This window comes from Sulfuriferula multivorans (assembly GCF_003851125.1).
Classification (GTDB): domain Bacteria; phylum Pseudomonadota; class Gammaproteobacteria; order Burkholderiales; family Sulfuriferulaceae; genus Sulfuriferula; species Sulfuriferula multivorans.
In genome coordinates, this window is the sequence record NZ_BGOW01000008.1 from 18,481 (window position 1) to 36,536 (window position 18,056).

Annotated in this window: 14 protein-coding genes; 10 read left to right on the forward strand and 4 right to left on the reverse strand. The window is 55.1% G+C overall.

The window, feature by feature from the left end:
* Nucleotides 1-83: 83 nt before the first annotated feature.
* Nucleotides 84-2,276 carry a putative bifunctional diguanylate cyclase/phosphodiesterase gene (locus tag EI185_RS05390; RefSeq protein ID WP_124704105.1) on the reverse strand — a complete coding sequence of 731 codons (2,193 nt, stop codon included), beginning with the start codon at nucleotides 2,274-2,276 and terminating at the stop codon, nucleotides 84-86.
* Between the two features lie 18 nt (nucleotides 2,277-2,294).
* Nucleotides 2,295-4,448, reverse strand: coding sequence for an HDOD domain-containing protein (locus tag EI185_RS05395; protein ID WP_124704106.1), 2,154 nt, complete (start codon nucleotides 4,446-4,448; stop codon nucleotides 2,295-2,297).
* Here EI185_RS05395 and EI185_RS05400 point away from each other — a divergent pair.
* Nucleotides 4,431-5,594: a serine hydrolase gene (locus tag EI185_RS05400; RefSeq protein WP_223247686.1), complete on the forward strand. Its 1,164-nt coding sequence runs from the start codon at nucleotides 4,431-4,433 to the stop codon at nucleotides 5,592-5,594. The genes EI185_RS05395 and EI185_RS05400 overlap by 18 nt on opposite strands.
* Here EI185_RS05400 and EI185_RS05405 read toward each other — a convergent pair.
* On the reverse strand, nucleotides 5,572-5,982 hold the full coding sequence (locus tag EI185_RS05405) for a hypothetical protein (RefSeq protein ID WP_124704107.1): 411 nt from the start codon (nucleotides 5,980-5,982) through the stop codon (nucleotides 5,572-5,574). The genes EI185_RS05400 and EI185_RS05405 overlap by 23 nt on opposite strands.
* A gap of 110 nt (nucleotides 5,983-6,092) precedes the next feature.
* Entirely contained in the window at nucleotides 6,093-6,857 is a 765-nt protein-coding gene (locus tag EI185_RS05410; protein WP_223247687.1) for an IclR family transcriptional regulator, read from the reverse strand.
* Between the two features lie 174 nt (nucleotides 6,858-7,031).
* On the opposite strand from EI185_RS05410, the gene EI185_RS05415 reads away from it, so the two are divergent.
* The 9 genes from EI185_RS05415 to EI185_RS05455 all read left to right on the forward strand — a co-directional run bounded on the left by EI185_RS05415 (nucleotide 7,032) and on the right by EI185_RS05455 (nucleotide 17,891).
* Nucleotides 7,032-7,766 carry a (Fe-S)-binding protein gene (locus EI185_RS05415; protein ID WP_124704109.1) on the forward strand — a complete coding sequence of 245 codons (735 nt, stop codon included), beginning with the start codon at nucleotides 7,032-7,034 and terminating at the stop codon, nucleotides 7,764-7,766.
* On the forward strand, nucleotides 7,766-9,172 hold the full coding sequence (locus tag EI185_RS05420; RefSeq protein WP_124704110.1) for a LutB/LldF family L-lactate oxidation iron-sulfur protein: 1,407 nt from the start codon (nucleotides 7,766-7,768) through the stop codon (nucleotides 9,170-9,172). The genes EI185_RS05415 and EI185_RS05420 overlap by 1 nt, the downstream gene beginning before the upstream one ends.
* Nucleotides 9,169-9,798: a LutC/YkgG family protein gene (locus EI185_RS05425; RefSeq protein ID WP_124704111.1), complete on the forward strand. Its 630-nt coding sequence runs from the start codon at nucleotides 9,169-9,171 to the stop codon at nucleotides 9,796-9,798. Before EI185_RS05420 ends, EI185_RS05425 begins: the two co-directional genes overlap by 4 nt.
* Nucleotides 9,799-10,033: 235 nt before the next feature.
* Nucleotides 10,034-11,239 (forward strand): ABC transporter substrate-binding protein, encoded by a 1,206-nt coding sequence (locus EI185_RS05430; protein ID WP_124704112.1) that lies wholly within the window; start codon nucleotides 10,034-10,036, stop codon nucleotides 11,237-11,239.
* Nucleotides 11,240-11,321: 82 nt separating this feature from the next.
* On the forward strand, nucleotides 11,322-12,194 hold the full coding sequence (locus EI185_RS05435) for a branched-chain amino acid ABC transporter permease (RefSeq protein WP_124704113.1): 873 nt from the start codon (nucleotides 11,322-11,324) through the stop codon (nucleotides 12,192-12,194).
* A gap of 1 nt (nucleotide 12,195) precedes the next feature.
* Nucleotides 12,196-14,139, forward strand: coding sequence for a branched-chain amino acid ABC transporter ATP-binding protein/permease (locus EI185_RS05440; protein WP_124704114.1), 1,944 nt, complete (start codon nucleotides 12,196-12,198; stop codon nucleotides 14,137-14,139).
* A 12-nt stretch (nucleotides 14,140-14,151) separates the two neighbouring features.
* Entirely contained in the window at nucleotides 14,152-14,874 is a 723-nt protein-coding gene (locus EI185_RS05445) for an ABC transporter ATP-binding protein (protein ID WP_124704115.1), read from the forward strand.
* 163 nt (nucleotides 14,875-15,037) lie between these two features.
* Entirely contained in the window at nucleotides 15,038-16,345 is a 1,308-nt protein-coding gene (locus tag EI185_RS05450; protein ID WP_124704116.1) for an MFS transporter, read from the forward strand.
* Between the two features lie 43 nt (nucleotides 16,346-16,388).
* A complete protein-coding gene (locus EI185_RS05455) occupies nucleotides 16,389-17,891 on the forward strand; it encodes a CoA-acylating methylmalonate-semialdehyde dehydrogenase (protein WP_124704117.1) in 1,503 nt (500 codons plus the stop codon).
* The last annotated feature ends 165 nt before the right edge of the window (nucleotides 17,892-18,056 follow it).

The following is an 18,056-nucleotide window of genomic DNA, read 5'->3' on the forward strand; positions in this document are numbered from 1 at the left end:
GAAATCTTAAATCAGGGATTCAGCCCGATCTTTGGGACCAGGAAGGACCAAGGCACACAGCGCCGGACGGCTGGGCGCGAAATCTATCTTCCAGCAAACATCGCCAGTGGCGTTATATTCTCTATCAGCATCGTGGTGGCAGCCTGTGCGGTGAGCGGCTCGCTTAACAGGTACCCTTGTATTTCATCACACTCCATCCTGCGCAGAAAGGCGAGCTGGTTTTCTGTCTCCACACCTTCGGCTATCAGGTTCAGATGCAAACCCTTGGCCATGGCAATAATCGCGGTGACAATTGAAGTATCGCCATCGCGCTCAATATCCGCGATAAATGACTGGTCAATTTTGATGGTATGGATGGGAAATTTTTTCAGGTAATTGAGCGAGGAGTAACCGGTGCCAAAATCATCGATTGCAATCTTGATGCCGCTGGCGCTGAGTTGTTTAAGCTTTTCAACGGTACGCTCTACGTCTTTCATGATCAGGTTTTCGGTAATTTCCACTTCCAGCATGCCCTGATCCAGGCCATGCTGGTGTAGCGCATTCAGAATGTGTTCGACAAAGTCAGGCTGCTCCATCTGCCTGGGAGAAATATTAATGGCCAGCCGCACTGGCGGCAGTTCCCGGGTTTTCCAGACTTTAAGCTGCTGACATGCGGTATCCAGCATCCATTTGCCAATTGCAGTAATCATGCCGGTTTCTTCTGCAAGCGGAATGAATTCCGCCGGCGAGATCAGGCCACGCACTGGATGTTGCCAGCGTATCAAACACTCAAACCCGACGATGTGTCCGCGCTTAAGGTCAACCTGCGGCTGATAGTACGCAACCAGCTGGTTGCGTTCCAGGGCATGGCGCAAGTCGTTCTCCAGTGACAAGCGATTGGAGAGCGGCACATTCATGCCCATATGGAATAACTGGCAGTTGTCGCGGCCACAGGTTTTGGCATGATAAAGCGCGATGTCGGCATGCTTGATGAGACTGTCACCCGTTTCGCCGTCAGCGGGATAAAGCGATACACCGATGCTTACTGTTGCGAACAATTCCCGATGGTCGATATGGAACGGCTTGCTCAACGCAACAGTCACCTTTTCCGCAATGCTTCCTACCACTTCGATACCACTGATTTGTGGCAACAACAGACAGAATTCATCCCCGCCCATGCGCGCGAGCGTATCGCCTTCTCGCAAACATCCGTGCAGGCGTGCGGTCACCGCAAGCAGCAATTCGTCGCCAACAACATGGCCCAGCGTATCATTGACCACTTTGAAATGATCCATGTCCAGACACATCACCGCGAACATCTCGCTACTGCGGCGCGCCTGGGCAATGGCAAGATTGAGGCGATCCTTGAATAGCACGCGATTAGGGAGGCCAGTCAGCAGATCGTGGTACGCTTGATAGTGAATCGTTTCTTCGGCTTTTTTACGCTCGCTGATATCCTTCGCCACACCGTAGGTGCCCAGGTAGCGCGATGCAAATTTGTTGTCTGGCTGCTCGTACATGCCAATCGCGTTGAGTTCCACCACCAGAATCCGGCCTTCAGCCCCATTGGAGCGTGAGCATTCCTTGCATTTCAAGCGCAGCTCAACATAGCGTGAGGCACGTTTTCCAGTGCGGCGTTCATTAAACACATACTGCGCCTGATTAAAATCGTCGTCGAAGACCACGGCAGTGTAATGCTGACCAAGCAACTCGTCGTGCTTGTAGCCCAGCAGAGATTCGACACGGTCATTGACGAAGGTAAAACGACCTTCACAATCCAGGGTATAGATAAAATCCGGTGAGCTATTGACCAGGAATCGATGCCATTTTTCCGACTGTTCCATCTGCTGCAGCACGGATCGGTTTTCCAGTTCCAGCCGGCGGCGCTGGATGACATTTCCAACACGCTTGAGCATTTCATCGGGCTGGTATGGCTTGCGCAAGAAGTCCTGGGCTCCTCCGCGCAGCGCGTTGATCACCGAATCCACCGAGTCGTCGCCACTCACCACAATCACCGGCGTATCCAGACCCCGCTTGGCGATGAAATCCAGTACCTCGGTGCCATGAATATCAGGCATGAACAGGTCCAGCAGAATCGCGTCAAAATGCTGACGTGCTATCTGCACCAGCGCATCGCGACCGTTGCGCGCCGCACTGGCTTCATATCCGTTTTGCAGCAAAATATCGCGCAGACTGTCGCGTAACAATGGCTCATCATCCACCACGAGGATGCGCGGCACACTGAATACCTCGTGCACCTGGCCGTCAATAATGCGCTTCTTTAATTCTGCCAGCATGAGTATCCTCGCTAAAGACTAATGGCGCTTGCCGTTGGCCGGAAGACGCACAATGAATGCGGTTCCGACGGGTTGTGCCTCACACTCGATTACACCGCCAAGACCCTTCACCAAACCGTGAACGATGGATAACCCAAGACCTGCGTGATCTCCATCCTTGGTAGTAGCCAGCGGACGGAATAATTGGGTGCGGATTGCTTCCGGGATACCGGGACCGCTGTCTTCAATACGCAGTTCAACCCACATGTCCGGGCCTTGTTGCAACCGGCTTGTCGCAAGGCGCAACTTGCCGCCTTCGGACATTGCCTCTGCCGCATTTTTAATCAAATTGTGCAGTATCTGCTTGATTTGACCGGCATCGCTAAGCAACTCCGGGAGATCGGCCGCAAGCAAGGTTTCCACCTGTACCCGCCCTGGGGTAAGCAATGTGGGTTTGAGCAAGCCCACCACTTCGAGCACCAACCGGTTTATATCCACCGCTGCGGCTACTGCCTTGTTGCCGTTTGTCTGCCCGCCCAGCAATCCTTTAAGCAGGCTACCGACGCGATCAATTTCGTCAGTAATGATTTTCAGGTCACCATGCGCCGGGTCATCCTGGGGGAGCTTGGCTCCCAAAATACGCAGATAATTTTTGACAATATTGAGCGGATTATTGACCTCATGCATTATTTTTCGTGCCTGCTCGTTACGCGGTGCCGATGCGGCCTTGACAGCCTGTTTTTGGCGTAGCGCCCGCGCAGCCTGCCGTATAAAGCGCGTCAGCAGAGGCAAACGTTCGTCCAGCAAGGCAACATCTGCCTGATCTATTCCGCATACCACTAATCCCATTGGCACGCCTGTATCCAGAAGCGGCAAACACAACATGCCACTTTTCCCGGTCAAGCCTATTACTTGCTCATCCAGCACCGTCAATGCCGTTGTATCAGGCTGCAGACTGTGTGCAGGCTGGCCCTGGCGCAGAGTCAGTGCCAGCATGCTGTATGGATCATCGGGCGGGATAAGTATTTGACTGGCCAAGCCTTCGGCAGCCTCACCCACACCCCGCAACATGCCATCCCGCCCTTGCGGCAGAAACAGCATCACATCCTTCAATCCAAATGCCGCCTGCAGACTGTGGTTAAGCGCACCGCGCCAAGCCGCATTGTCAACCGCAGCAAACATGCCGTTTTTCAGTGTATCGAACATCACCATATCACGTACGCGTTCTGCCAATTTCTCGCGAACTCGCTGGTCAGCCACTTCCTGTGCCGACGGACTTACTCGGCCAGGATCAGCCCGGTGGCGCCGGCGCTCGCCTTCTTCTGTGCGAGTGGCGGTATCTGCCAATTCCGCCACCGGCTCGGAATTCAAGCCGAGGCTATGTTCTGCCTCATGCAAACGCTCATGGGCAAGCTGGGCAACTGCCTGTGCATCGGCAGGTGACAGATTCAACAAGCTCAACATTTGCGCATCATGCGGTTTGTTCTCGTCCAGTTCGGTGAGGTGCTGAGCTACACTCACAATCCGCAACAACGGGTGCGCGTTGGTGAGTCGGGTTGCCGTCTCATGGTGATAACGTATCGCGTCCGCAAGGAACGAACGCATGCCCCAGCTACGTGCAATGGCGCCGCCCACCTCTGCATGGTTAACACCCAGCAAGCGAGACTCGCGTGCCATAAGCACACCCTCATCCTGCGAGTTGGCCTGTACATTGATATAATCGGCCGGATAGCCTGCCCATAGTGCATTTCGCCCAATATCGTGCAATAGACCTGCCAGATAAGCTTCCTCGCTATCCGCATAAGCTGTTTTGACCGCCAGCGCTTGTGCCATTTGCGCAGTGAGTACCGCATGCCGCCATAGCTGCCTGATTTTATACCAATCCGCGGCCGATCTGACGGTAGCGCCGATCAACGCCGAATTCAAGGCAATTCCCCGTACTTCTTCAACTCCCAGCGTCTGCAATGCAGATAGCAGCAAACCCTGTCGTGTCGACACCATGGAAATACGCGAGCTGGCGGAAGCAATCACCTTCGCGCTCAATACCGCATCTTGCCGTAACAACGCGGCAAGATCCCCTATGGTCACATCCTCCTGATCGCAAACTGCCAGTAGCTTTAGCAATAGATGCGGGAGCGATGGGAGCGCAGTTATGTCTATTTTTTCGAGCATTTTATGCAGACCAGCTCCCATGTCGTTCTTTATAATTTGAAATCATCATTTGTGTCAACGAAAATCAGGACTTTCTGGATACCCCGCCCGATAGTTAAAATAAATCTAAAGTTATTGCGTCAAGTGCCGCTTTTTTTGATACATTCCATTCCACGCGCCCCACTCCAATACATCATGAATGCCAAGCTATTTACTCTTCTGGTCGCTTCCCTCACTACTATATCGGTCGCGCATGCCGATCCCCGTAGCACTCGTACTCACCACTCCAACAGCGCGGAAAACAATATCGAGGCCGTATCCAGCCTGCAACTGAATGAACCACAACTCAATTCCCTATCCGTATTGGTACTGAATCAGGATAACGGACAAGCTTTATATCAAAAAAATATTGATACCCAGACCCCGATTGCTTCAATTACCAAGCTGATGACCGCCATGGTCATACTGGACGCGCATCAGCCCATGGACGAAGACATCACCATCAGTCCGCTAGATGTGGACTATTTACGTCACAGCAGTTCACGTCTGGCTGTCGGCACCACACTCAGCCGCGGAGAGCTTCTCCATCTCGCTCTGATTGCTTCTGAAAACCGCGCAGCTTATGCACTGGCGCGAAATTATCCGGGCGGACTCCGGCTTTTTATCAATGCCATGAACAACAAAGCACGCGCGCTCAACATGCAACACACTACATTTGAAGATCCTACGGGCTTATCCAGCAATAACCGTTCCACAGCTGAGGATTTGGCAAAAATGGTGGAAGCGGCCACTCATTACCCGCAAATACGCGACATCACGACCACAGGCAGCTATGAAATCACTCGACCAGCGTTGGTACGCGTAGGGCACAGGCACAAAAAAGAATGGCGACATATCGTAAAACGTGTCGAATTTCATAACACCAACCGCTTGGTACGCAATGAAAACTGGAGTATCGGACTGTCCAAGACTGGCTTTATCAATGAAGCGGGGCATTGCCTGGTGATGCAGGCAAAAATCGCCCGAAAAGAAGTTATTATTGTTTTGCTGGATGGCGGGAAATATGCGCGGGTTGCCGACGCTGAGCGCATTAAAGCCTGGCTGGAGCACCTGGCACCCACTACGGTCGCGCTCAAACTCGACGGCAGGTTCCAGCGGCACTCATCTAGTGCTTACGCGAAAAACTGAGAATTTTTGCCGGGGGGGAGCCGGTTACCCGACGTTCGGATAACAGTACCAAAGCCTTGTAAAATTCCGCGATCAGCCGCTGCATAGTGAGTGCGGCGCGTTCGTCGTAGTACACCAGGTCGAACGACACGGGATCTTCCAATGCAGTCCGGCTACCGGGATGAAAAGATTGCCAGGCCAACTCAATCAAACCGGGTCGTTCCCGATCCACAAAAATGAATTCTGCTGCATCGAGCACGGCCATATATTGCATGGTACGAATCGGCACAAATACACACCCAGTCTGACTTTGCACCAGCAACGTATGCGCGAGATTGTAAATGGCCGCAGGCAGGGTTCGCGTGGAACGCAACACCTCACTGTCAGGCCGATAAAAAGTTTCCTGCAAAACTCGCCCCCAAGCGTTCCCATGGTTGGCCTACAACGGACGCCATCAGTCTATCGGATTTGTGCGGATTATGTCTGCTGCCTGTTTCCCTTGGAAAGCCTGGATACTGCCTAGCCTAGGTAGCCCATGGCCCTGGAAATTTCGTCCGCGATTCCTTTTACCCTTCCCGACCATTTGTAGTTGATCCGATCTGCGGGTGCAGAAATAGACAACCCGGCTACCAACTTTCCTGAAGAGTCGCAAATTCCGGCTCCGATACAGCAAACCCCTTTTTCAGCCTCTTCTTTATCAATAGCGAATCCGGCACGCCGGGCCTTTTCAACTTCCTCCCGAAGTCTGTCTAGCGTGGTAATCGTATCCTTGGTAAAAGCCGGCATGCCGCTACGCAGTGCATACTCCTCGCAGCTTTGCTGGCCATCCTGGGCAAGAAATATTTTGCCGACCGCAGTAATATGCAGTGGCGCGCGCGTCCCGACCACCTGCACGACGCGCATCATTGACTTGGCCGCAGTCACTCGTTCGACATAGACGATTTCGTCGCCTTGACGCAATGTCAGATTCACCGTCTCGTCCAGTTCGTCACGCAGTTTTTGCATGAAAGGCAACGCCACCTGACGCACATTGATACGTGCCTTGACCAGATTTCCCAGCTCAAGCAACTTGATACCGAGTTGGTAGCTACCTGGTTCAACCCGCTCTACCAGGCCTTTTTCCACCATTACACCCAAGATACGATGCGCGCTTGAAGGATGCAGGCTGGTCTGTGCTGCCAATTGTTTAAGGCCCAGGGGTTCGACATGGTCAGCCAATACATTTAATAATTTCATCATGCGGTCAATGACTTGAATCGATGATTTGGGTTCATCCTTACTCAATTGCCTTCCCCTCCCGATCTTGATTATTGTTGCAGTGCAGTTGCAGCATATGAAACATAGGATCATTATGCAAAATATTTTCCCGGCAGCATAGCAGCACCAGCCTGCTTATGCCGTGATGGAGTGGCCTGACAGGTATTTGACTTGACTGCTATTGATCCAGGAGATGAAGTAATGCGTGTGGGTTTATTTGTAACCTGCCTGGTTGATGCGATGCGCCCTCGCATTGGTTTTGCCAGCCTCAGATTGCTGGAAGCTGCCGGGTGCCAGGTCGTCGTACCAGAAAATCAAACCTGTTGCGGCCAGCCCGGCTACAACTCCGGCGACCGGGAAACCGCCAAAACGCTGGCGCTAAAATTGCTCGATGAATTCGAGACCTGCGACTATGTTGTGGCGCCTTCCGGCTCCTGCGCAGGCATGATCCGGGTGCATTACCCCGACTTGTTTCGCGATGACCCGACCGTCCTGAACAGAATTTCCCTGCTCGCCCAGCGCACCTACGAGCTGGCCGATTTTCTGGTGAATGTGGTCAAGTTCGATGCAGCCCCCGGCCACTTTGCAGGCACGCTCACTTATCACGATTCATGTTCCGGGCTGCGGGAATTGGGCATACGGGACCAGCCTCGCGCCTTGTTGGCAACAATGCCCGGCGTAACCGTAAAGGAAATGGCAGAAGCCACCACTTGCTGCGGTTTTGGCGGAGCATTTGCAGTTAAATTCGGGGAATTGTCCACGCGCATGGCGGACAACAAATGTCGCCACATCGAAGCTGCCGGCGTTGACGCCATAGTCGCAGGCGATCTCGGCTGTCTGCTCAACATAGAGGGGCGCCTGCGCCGTCGCGGCAATCACACGACGCAGGTACTGCATATCGCGGAAGTTCTGGCGGGTAATGAGGGGGACGATTGATGCAAGTGTCTTCCATCCATTTCAAACGCTCGGTCACAGAAAAACTCAACGACGAAAAATTGCAGAATGCCCTGTCGCGCCTGCAAACCCGCTTTGTTGAGGGGCGTGCAGCTGTCATCGGCGAAATTGCCGATTTCGAGGAGACCCGCACCGCAGCGGCCGCAATCCGCGACCGCGTACTGAAGAATCTGGATCAGTGGCTGCTCCATTTCGAACAACAGGCCATTGCCCGCGGCGCCCTTGTTCACTGGGCTGAAAGCGGTGCAGATGTCAATCGCATCGTTACGGAAATTGCCACCCTGCATAACGTTCGCAGGGTCGCTAAATCCAAATCGATGGTGACCGAAGAGTGCGGCTTGAATGAAGCACTGGAGCACGCGGGCGTCGAGGTGGTTGAGACCGACCTGGGTGAATATATTCTTCAACTCGCCCACGAAGCGCCCTCCCATATCGTTGCGCCTGTGGTGCACAAAAACAAGGAGGATATCGCCGACCTGTTCGCGGAGAAGCACCAGCTACCGCGCAAAACCGGCATTCCCGAGTTATGCCGCGAAGCCCGGGAAATTTTGCGTCCTGCGTTTCTTGCAGCTGACATGGGCATCTCGGGGGCCAATTTCCTGATCGCCGAAACCGGGTCGGCGCTGATAGTTACGAATGAAGGCAATGGCCGCCTGGTCACAACACTGCCGCGGGTTCATGTCGCCATTACCGGAATCGAAAAGGTGGTGCCGACTCTGGAAGACGTTACCACCCTGCTGCGTCTGTTGCCGCGTTCCGCCACCGGCCAGTCCATCACCAACTATGTGTCGATGCTCACCGGCACAAAGGACGCTGCCGATCATGACGGTCCCGAACATTTTCACATCATCCTGGTCGACAACGGCCGCAGCAGCTTGCTCGGCGGCGATATGCAAAGCATGCTGCGTTGCATTCGTTGTGGCGCGTGCATGAATCATTGCCCGGTGTATCAGAACATCGGAGGCCATGCCTATGGCTGGGTATATCCCGGACCGATGGGCTCGATTTTGACGCCAACCTTTGTGGGTTTGGAGAATGCGCCAGACCTGCCTAACGCTTCTACGCTGTGCGGCGCTTGCGGAGTGGTGTGTCCGGTAAAAATTCCATTGCCGGATCTATTGCGCCAGTTACGCGAAAAGCAGATGTCACTAGGCCTGAAATCGTGGCAGGAAAAACTGGCTTTGAAGCTATGGGGATGGATGGCTCGTCGTCCTGCGGTCTATGCCATGGTGATTAAAATCACCGTTCGTATTTTGCATTTCGCCGGCGGCAAGGAACGCATGTTGCATCACCTTCCCGGCGCATCCGGCTGGACTGCTGGCCGGGACATGCCTGCGCCGCAAGGAAAAACTTTCCGGGAACTTTATCGCCAAAGGAAACTCTCTTGAGCGCGCGCGAGCGGATCCTGGCCCGGATTGGCACTGCAATCGGCAATCATGACGCTGAAATCGATGCCTATCTCGTCGAGCATCCACGCGGGCCGGCACCCGCGCTACGAGATAATCTAATCACACATTTCAGGGAGCGTGCCTTACAGTTATCCAGCGATGTAATCGAGGTCGCTCACCCGGGTGAGATTCCCGCACAGGTAGCGCATTACCTGGCAGAGCGGGGACTACCGCCCCGCGGTGCATGTTGGCCGGTTGTCGGTAGCCTGCCTTGGGGTGAGGCCAATCTGGAGATTGCAGTGCGGGGTGCCAATAGCCAGGACATGGTGGGCATCACCGGCACATTTTGCGCGATTGCTGAAACCGGCACGCTGATGATGCTGTCCGGGCCGGAAACGCCACCCAGCAACAGCCTGTTGCCGGAAACCCATATTGCCATCCTGAATACCCGGCGAATTGTGGCCTCGATGGAAGATGCCTGGGATCTGCTGCGTAAAGAACACAAAGCTCCACCGCGCGCGGTCAACTTCATTTCCGGGCCTTCGCGAACGGCCGACATCGAACAGACCGTTACGCTGGGAGCGCATGGCCCCTATCGGGTATTGATTATTTTGGTGAATGCCTAGAGCCTGAAATATTTGAGCATAGAACAACATTAGAATTGAATAATATTATCAATGGTTTGATTAATTTTGTATTCACACGAATTCTTGAAATCGGGAAAATAATCAGCTAGAGTATCCCACAGTGCAGCAATGAATTTTATAATATGAAATTCCGTCGCCGCCTTTCAGCGGCATGGAACCTGCCGTCAATCCGCCACGCGGTTTGACATTACAACCACGACCCATGGAGCAGTATATGAAAAATAGCCTTAAGACATTGGTAGCAGCGCTTGCGCTGTGCGCCTCCTCCGCAACAATTGCTGCGGAACCAATCAAGATCGGCGTTTCCGGCCCCTTCACCGGCGGTTCCGCACCGATGGGCGTCAGCATGCGTGACGGTGTGAAATTGGCGGCAGCTGAAATTAATCGCAGCGGCGGCATCCTGGGTCGCCAGATCGAGTTGATTGAGCGTGATGATCAGGCGGATAACAGCCGCGGCATTCAAGTCACCCAGGAACTGATCAACCGGGAACATGTGGTTGCAGCACTGGGATTCATTAATACCGGCGTATCGCTGGCAGCACAGCGCTTCTATCAAGAAGCGAAGATCCCGGTCATCAACAACGTCGCTACCGGCTCCATCGTCACCAAACAGTTCCTGCCCCCGCAATATCCTGACAACTACGTATTCCGCACTTCTGCCAACGACACCATCCAGTCTGCAATGATCGTCAACGACGCGATCGTAAAGCGCAAATTCACCAAGGTAGCCATCCTCGCTGACTCGACCAACTACGGTCAGCTGGGTCGCGAAGATCTGGAAAAAGCGCTGGCGGCGAAAGGCATCAAGCCGGTTGCAGAAGAAAAATTCAATATCAAGGATGTGGACATGACCGCCCAGTTGCTCAAGGCCAAAGCGGCCGGAGCCCAAGCGATCCTGACTTACGGCATCGGACCTGAGCTGGCGCAGATCGCCAACGGCATGGAAAAACTGGGATGGAAAGTACCGATGATCGGCAGCTGGACGCTGTCAATGGGCAACTTCATCGACAATGCCGGCAAGAACGGTGAAGGTGCACGCATGCCGCAAACCTTCATCCAGGAACCCAATACGCCGAAGCGCAAGGCATTTATTACCGCCTATCAACAGGCTTATAAAGTCGATCGCATTCCTTCCCCGGTCTCCGCTGCTCAGGGCTACGACTCAATGTACCTTCTGGCGGCCGCCATCAAGCAGGCTGGCAGCACCGATGGCCCTAAAATCCGTCAAGCGCTGGAAAACTTGCGTACCCCGGTCGTTGGTGTAGTCACGACATACAACCACCCTTACACTCACGACAATCATGAAGCTATCACCATGAATATGACCGTCATGGGTGAAGTCAAGGACGGGCGTGTGGTTTATGCTGACGAAGCTGATCTGGCAGGGCCGAAACAAGTCAAGCCTCATTCCAAAAAGTAATCTGTGCACAGGTTAAACCAGTAGCAAATCATGAGCCGGAAACGGGCCCCGTTCCCGGCTCATTTTAGATGGAAAGCTCCCTATGCAAATTTTCGCGCAACTGATTGTAAGCGGCATATCACTCGGCATGATTTACGCTGTGATTGCCTTTGGCTACCAACTGACATTTGCCACTTCGCGCACCCTTAACTTCGGTCAAGGCGAGGCGCTGATGCTGGGCGCATTGGTCGGCCTGACCCTGGTTGGCCATATGAATTACTGGCTGATGATCCCGTTGGTACTGATTTTCGGCGCACTGCAGGGAGTCGTGGTAGAACGCGTCGCCGTGCGGCCCGCACTCAAGAACAAATCCGAATTCGGCTGGATCATGGGCACGATTGCCCTGGCCACTATTTTCAAAAACGTGGCAGAAAACATCTGGGGTCGCGACGATCTCAAGTTTCCTTCCCCGCTCCCCGAATCCCCGCTCACTTTTCATGGCATCCATGTGCTGCCTATGGAAATCGTCGTTGTGATTGGCGCCCTCGGCATGATGCTGGCCGTGGAAATATTCAATCGCAAATCCATCTATGGCAAGGCAGTCGTGGCGACTTCCAATGACCGCGACGCCGCCGGGCTGATGGGCATCAATACCCGCATGGTGATCACGTTCTCCTATGCCTTGAGTTCAATGACTGCCGCTTTCGCAGGCGTACTGATCGCCCCGTTGACACTTACTGGCGCCACCATGGGCGTGGTGCTTGGACTGAAAGCTTTCTCGGTCGCAATTATCGGCGGTCTCAATAGCGGCATGGGCGTGATCGTCGGCGGCCTGTTACTGGGTATCGCAGAAACCACCACCGGCTTCTATCTCTCCACGGGTTACAAGGACGTTCCTGGTCTGGTACTGCTACTGCTGGTGCTCGCAATCAAGCCCGCCGGTCTGTTCGGTAAAACCGTTATCAACAAGGTATAACATGGGCGCCATCAAAAAAATCTCTCTCATTCTGGCAATCGCCGCGCTTGCGGTGTTGCCTTTGATCTGGACAAATCCTTATTACATCCACCTGATGGTGGTCATCGGTATCTATGCAATCCTGCTGCTTGGTCTCGACATCGTCGTAGGTTATGTGGGCGAAGTCTCGCTCGGCCATGCCGCGCTATTCGGGATTGGCTCCTACACTGCCGGCGTGCTTAACTTCCAGCTCGGCGTGCCATTTTTGCTCGCGGTACCGGCGAGTATCGTTGTGACCGCGTTGTTCGGCGCCATTCTGGCGCTACCGGCGCTACGTGTAACCGGCCCGTATCTGGCCATGGTGACGCTGGCATTTGGCACCATCGTGCAGATACTGATCAACGAGATGGATTTCCTCACCAACGGTCCGCTCGGGATTTCATTGCGCAAACCGGTCTTTTTCGGACATCAGGTTACCGGTTCCGACTATTACTACATTGTTCTGGTCGCGTTGCTGGCGACCATCGCGGTGGTCCACCGTATCGTCAAATCCTATCTTGGACGCGCTTTCGAAGCGCTGCGTGACAGTCCGGTGGCTTCCAACTGCATGGGAGTAAGCGTATATGCCTACAAGGTTTATGCCTTTGTGTTCAGTGCCGCCCTGGCGGGCTTGGCGGGGAGCCTGTTCACCTACTCGGAAGAATATATTTCACCCAATACCTACAGCTTCGAACTGACTATTCTGTTCCTGCTGGCGGTGATCATGGGAGGGCGCAAGACCCGTTCCGGCCCGATCCTGGGGGCCATCATTATCGTCTTGCTGCCCAATGTTTTGGGTGATATTGATCTGTTCCGAAAAATTGCAGTGGCGATGGCGGCAGTGGCTGTGCTTTATTCGGTTTACACGGTGATCACCAAAAAGCGCACCCCCCAACAGGTGGCCATTCCCCTGTTATTTACGCTAGGTCTCGCCGCTTTCGGTTACTGGATCGACAATATTACCGACTACCGGCTGACCATTTTCGGCGCGATGATCCTGTTCGTGGTCTATTACCTGCCGGACGGCATCATGGGATTTCTGCGCAATATCGTGCAGAAATTTCGGCCGCAGTGGATACATCGGCATGAAATCATCACTGATCAGGGTGATTCCCGACATGTCTGGTCGGTGCCGGATCGTGCTGTCACCGCCAACGGCAATTTGCTGGAAGCGCGCAATATCGTGATGCAATTTGGCGGCTTGAAGGCCCTCAATGAAGTGCAGTTGAATATTGCCAAGGGCACTGTACACGGCCTGATCGGTCCGAACGGTTCAGGCAAAAGCACGATGATGAACGTGCTCACCGGCATCTACACACCGACTGCAGGCGAGATCGAATTCAACGGCAAGATCATTTCCGGCACTGCACCTGCTTCCATTGCCGGCGAGGGTATCGCGCGCACCTTCCAGAACGTGCAGCTATTCGGTGAAATGACCGCCATTGAAAACGTGCTGGTAGGGCTGCACCATACCTATCGCAGCAATACGTTTGACGTCATCTTCCATACCCGGCGCTGCCTCAAGGAGAAACGCGAGGCGCGTCTGCGTGCCGCCAGTTTGCTGCAATTCGTAGGCCTTGCTGATCTGGCCAATGAGGAAGCACGCAACCTGCCCTATGGCAAACAGCGCCTGCTGGAAATTGCGCGTGCGCTGGGTCTGAATCCGAGCCTGTTGCTGCTGGATGAGCCAGCCGCCGGTCTGACCGCGCCTGATATCAAGGAACTGGTCGGCATGATCCAGAAGATCCGCGACCATGGTATTACCGTCATTCTCATCGAACACCACATGGACGTGGTGATGGGTATTTCAGACACCGTCACGGTACTGGATTTCGGTCAGAAGATCGCCGAGGGCAAGCCTGCCGCAGTACAGTCCGACCCCAAGGTAATCGAAGCCTACCTTGGCGGCAACGCCGATGCAGCCTAAGAGGTTCAATATATGTTACAGGTAAAAAATTTACATGCCGCCTATGGCAAGGTAGAAGTGCTGCACGGTATTTCCATCGAGGTTCCGCAAGGTAAAGTCGTCACCCTGATCGGTTCCAACGGCGCCGGCAAAACAACGACCTTGCGCGCGGTATCCGGCATGATCAAGCCGGCCGGAGGAGAAATCCGGCTCAACGGCAAGGACATCACCGGCCTGGCTTCGCACAAGATTGCCCGGACCGGTCTGGCACACTCGCCGGAAGGCCGGCGCGTATTTGCCACCTTGTCGGTCACTGACAATCTGACCCTGGGTGCCTTCCCGCGCCTGACCTTCGGACGCGAACGCGGCGATGTGCAGGGCGACCTGAATCGTATCTTCGAGTTGTTTCCACGCCTACAGGAACGCCGCAATCAACTGGCGGGAACATTGTCAGGTGGCGAACAGCAAATGCTGGCCATGGGACGCGCGCTGATGCTCAACCCCGAGGTATTGCTGCTGGATGAACCGTCAATGGGATTGGCTCCGTTGCTGGTGGAAGAAGTATTCCGCATTATCCGCGAGCTCAAAACGCGCGGCATCACCATGCTGTTGGTCGAGCAGTTCGCCGCAGCCGCTCTGAATGTCGCGGATTACGGCTATGTCATGGAAAACGGACGGATTTCCTGCCACGGGCCGGCCGAACAGCTGAAAAATGATCCTGCGGTAAAAGCAGCGTACCTTGGCGCGGCTCATTAAACCGGGGCATCACCAGAACAACCACGGAGACAGTGGCAGGCTCGGATAAACCCTATCCAGGGTGCAGAACATCCGGGCTGCCCTGATTCAACATCTGTCGTGATCTCCGTGATTAGAAATTTAGTATCGTTTCGCTAAATGATCTTGAACCGGCCCATCCATAATGCCCACCCTCATACACGCCCGCATGCGCCGTTTGCGCTGGACCAGTTACACACTGGTGATCATCGGCTACATGCTGGCGTTCTTCCATCGCCTGGCGCCCGCCGCAATCGCCAATAACCTGCAGCAATCCTTCCACACCAGCGGCGCGGGGTTGGGCAGCCTGGCGGCGGCATATTTTTATGCGCATACCGTGATGCAAATCCCGGTAGGTGTGATGGCCGACACCATGGGCGTGCGCAAAGTCGTTGCCTATGGCGCCCTGGTATCCGGCGTGGGTTCAGTGCTGTTTGGTGTAGCCGATACGCTGGCTCTCGCAACCCTGGGCCGCTTGCTGGTAGGTTGCGGTGTCGCCGCCATGTTCATTTCACTGATGAAGCTGAATGCCGTGTGGTTTCATGACCGCCATTTCGGCACCATTGGCGGCATGTCGCTGCTGCTGGGCAACCTGGGCTCTGTGCTGGCCGCCACGCCGCTGGTCTGGGTCGTCACCCAGACCTCATGGCGCAATGTCTTTGTCGCGGTCGGCGTGTTCTCCCTGGTGCTGGCGGTGCTGGTGTGGTTTCTGGTGCGCAGCCATCCGGGCGAGGCGGGTCTGCCCACCATGCGCGAACTGGAGGGCAAGGAAGCCCACCCCCATCATCATGGGCACTGGTATGACGGCTTGCTCAAGGTCATGAAGAACCGCGCCACCTGGCCCGGCTTCTGGCCCAACTTCGGTATCGGCGGCAGCCTGTTCGCATTTGCCGGACTGTGGGCCATCCCCTACCTGCATGATGTGTATGGAATGGAGCGCACCACCGCCTCCAATCACACCATGTTGCTGTTGCTGTGTTTCGCGCTGGGCGCATTGGCATTGGGCACTTTGTCGGATCGGCTCGGCAAACGCCTGCCGGTGATCATCGGCGGTCTGTTAGTGTATGTGTTGTGCTGGCTGCCCATCGTATTCGACTGGCATTTGTCGCCCGGCCAAAACTACCTGCTGTTTGCCGTGATGGGGTTCAGCGCCGCCGGTTTCACGCTGTCCTGGGCCTGCGCGAAGGAAGTCAATCCGCCTGCCCTGTCCGGCATGGCGACCAGCGTCATCAATACCGGCGCCTTTCTGGGTGCGGCGATACTGCAGCCGCTGGTGGGCTGGGTCATGGATCAGGGCTGGAACGGACAGATGCACGCCGGCGCCCGGGTTTATTCGCAACACAACTACCAGACCGGGCTGGGCATCATGCTGGCATTTTCCGTGGTCGGCCTGATCGGCGCACTGACTATCCGCGAAACCCACTGTCAACACATCATCATAGCCAGATCGTGATGAACTCAATTCATTCGGCATCAATATAACCAGGAGAGCAATCATGTCCAAACCAATTCTTCCCCTATGGATCAATGGTCAGCGCACCGAAAGCCGCAGCAGCCGCCGGGCCGACGTGACCAACCCGGCTACCGGCGAGGTGATCAGGCAGGTGCCGCTGGCCTGTCGCGATGATGTAACGAATGCGATTGAAGCCGCCAAGGCAGCCTTCCCGGCCTGGCGCGAAACCACGCCGCTGCGCCGCAGCCGCATCCTGAACAAATTTCGCGATCTGCTCGAAACGCATCGCGCCGAGCTGGCGCAACTCGCCAGTGAAGAGCACGGCAAGACGCTGGAAGATGCGGCCGGCTCGGTGCAGCGCGGCATCGAGGTAGTGGAATTCGCCGTCGGCGCGCCGCATCTGCTCAAGGGCGAGCACGCCGAGAATGTTGGCCGCGGCGTGGATTGCCATTCCATGCTGCAGCCGATCGGCGTGTGCGCCGGCATCACCCCGTTCAACTTCCCGGCGATGGTGCCGATGTGGATGTTCCCGCTCGCCATCGCCTGCGGCAATACCTTCGTGCTCAAGCCCTCTGAAAAAGTGCCTTCGTGCAGCCTGCGCATGGCGGAATTGTTCAAGGAAGCGGGGCTGCCCGACGGCGTGTTCAACGTGGTGCCCGGTGACAAGGAAGCGGTGGACACCCTGCTCAGTCATCCCGATGTGCGCACCATATCGTTTGTCGGCTCGACACCGGTAGCGAAATACATCTATGAAACTGCGGCGCATTACGGCAAGCGCGTGCAGGCCCTGGGTGGCGCTAAAAATCATGCCGTGGTATTGCCCGATGCTGCGCTGGATTTCACTGCAGACGCCATCATGGGCGCCGCCTACGGCTCCGCTGGCGAACGCTGCATGGCGATCTCCACAGTCGTGGCAGTAGGCAATATCGCTGAAGCATTGGTGGCCAGGCTCAAGGAAAAGGCCGAGAAACTGGTGGTCGGTCCGGGTGACCGCAAGGATGTGGACATGGGTCCGGTGATTTCGGCGCAGCACCGCGACAAAATAGTAGGCCTCATCGATAGCGGCGTGGCACAAGGCGCTACGTTGGTGACGGACGGGCGCGGCATCCGTGTGCCTGGATTCGAGAACGGCTACTTTGTCGGGCCGACCTTATTCGACCATGTTTCCACCGAAATGGATATTTATCGCGAGGAAATCTTCGGACCGGTGCTGATCGTGTTGCGTGTCGCCAGCTACGATGAAGCCATCAAGCTGGTCAACAGCAATCCTTACGCCAACGGTACCGCCATTTTCACCAGCTCGGGTGCAGCGGCGCGACGTTTCCAGCACGAGATCGAAGTCGGCATGGTCGGCATCAATGTGCCGATTCCGGTGCCGATGGCATTCTTTTCCTTCGGCGGCTGGAAGTCCTCGCTGTTCGGCGATCTGCATATGCACGGCATGGAAGGCGTGTACTTCTATACCCGCACAAAGGCCATCACCAGCCGCTGGCCGGAACAGTCGGAGCACAGCGCCTCGACCCTGGTGATGCCGACGCTGGGTTAAGTACAGTACAGCTCCTTCTCCATTCCACTAACCAAATAACGGCTACTTGTCCACGAAAAGCACGAAATACACGAAATGGGGTAGGCAGGCATTTCGCCGTAAGGCGGAAGCTCGCAAAATGTTCAAATAAAGGTGAATGTGGGTACTGCATTATTTCGTGTATTT

Bases quoted from the DNA above. Each gene is read 5' to 3' on its own strand.
- EI185_RS05390 (WP_124704105.1), bottom strand. From the start codon at position 2,276: ATGCTGGCAGAATTAAAGAAGCGCATTATTGACGGCCAGGTGCACGAG.
- EI185_RS05400 (WP_223247686.1), top strand. From the start codon at position 4,431: ATGCAGACCAGCTCCCATGTCGTTCTTTATAATTTGAAATCATCATTT.
- EI185_RS05395 (WP_124704106.1), bottom strand. From the start codon at position 4,448: ATGGGAGCTGGTCTGCATAAAATGCTCGAAAAAATAGACATAACTGCG.
- EI185_RS05415 (WP_124704109.1), top strand. From the start codon at position 7,032: ATGCGTGTGGGTTTATTTGTAACCTGCCTGGTTGATGCGATGCGCCCT.
- EI185_RS05420 (WP_124704110.1), top strand. From the start codon at position 7,766: ATGCAAGTGTCTTCCATCCATTTCAAACGCTCGGTCACAGAAAAACTC.
- EI185_RS05430 (WP_124704112.1), top strand. From the start codon at position 10,034: ATGAAAAATAGCCTTAAGACATTGGTAGCAGCGCTTGCGCTGTGCGCC.
- EI185_RS05435 (WP_124704113.1), top strand. From the start codon at position 11,322: ATGCAAATTTTCGCGCAACTGATTGTAAGCGGCATATCACTCGGCATG.
- EI185_RS05440 (WP_124704114.1), top strand. From the start codon at position 12,196: ATGGGCGCCATCAAAAAAATCTCTCTCATTCTGGCAATCGCCGCGCTT.
- EI185_RS05445 (WP_124704115.1), top strand. From the start codon at position 14,152: ATGTTACAGGTAAAAAATTTACATGCCGCCTATGGCAAGGTAGAAGTG.
- EI185_RS05450 (WP_124704116.1), top strand. From the start codon at position 15,038: ATGCCCACCCTCATACACGCCCGCATGCGCCGTTTGCGCTGGACCAGT.
- EI185_RS05455 (WP_124704117.1), top strand. From the start codon at position 16,389: ATGTCCAAACCAATTCTTCCCCTATGGATCAATGGTCAGCGCACCGAA.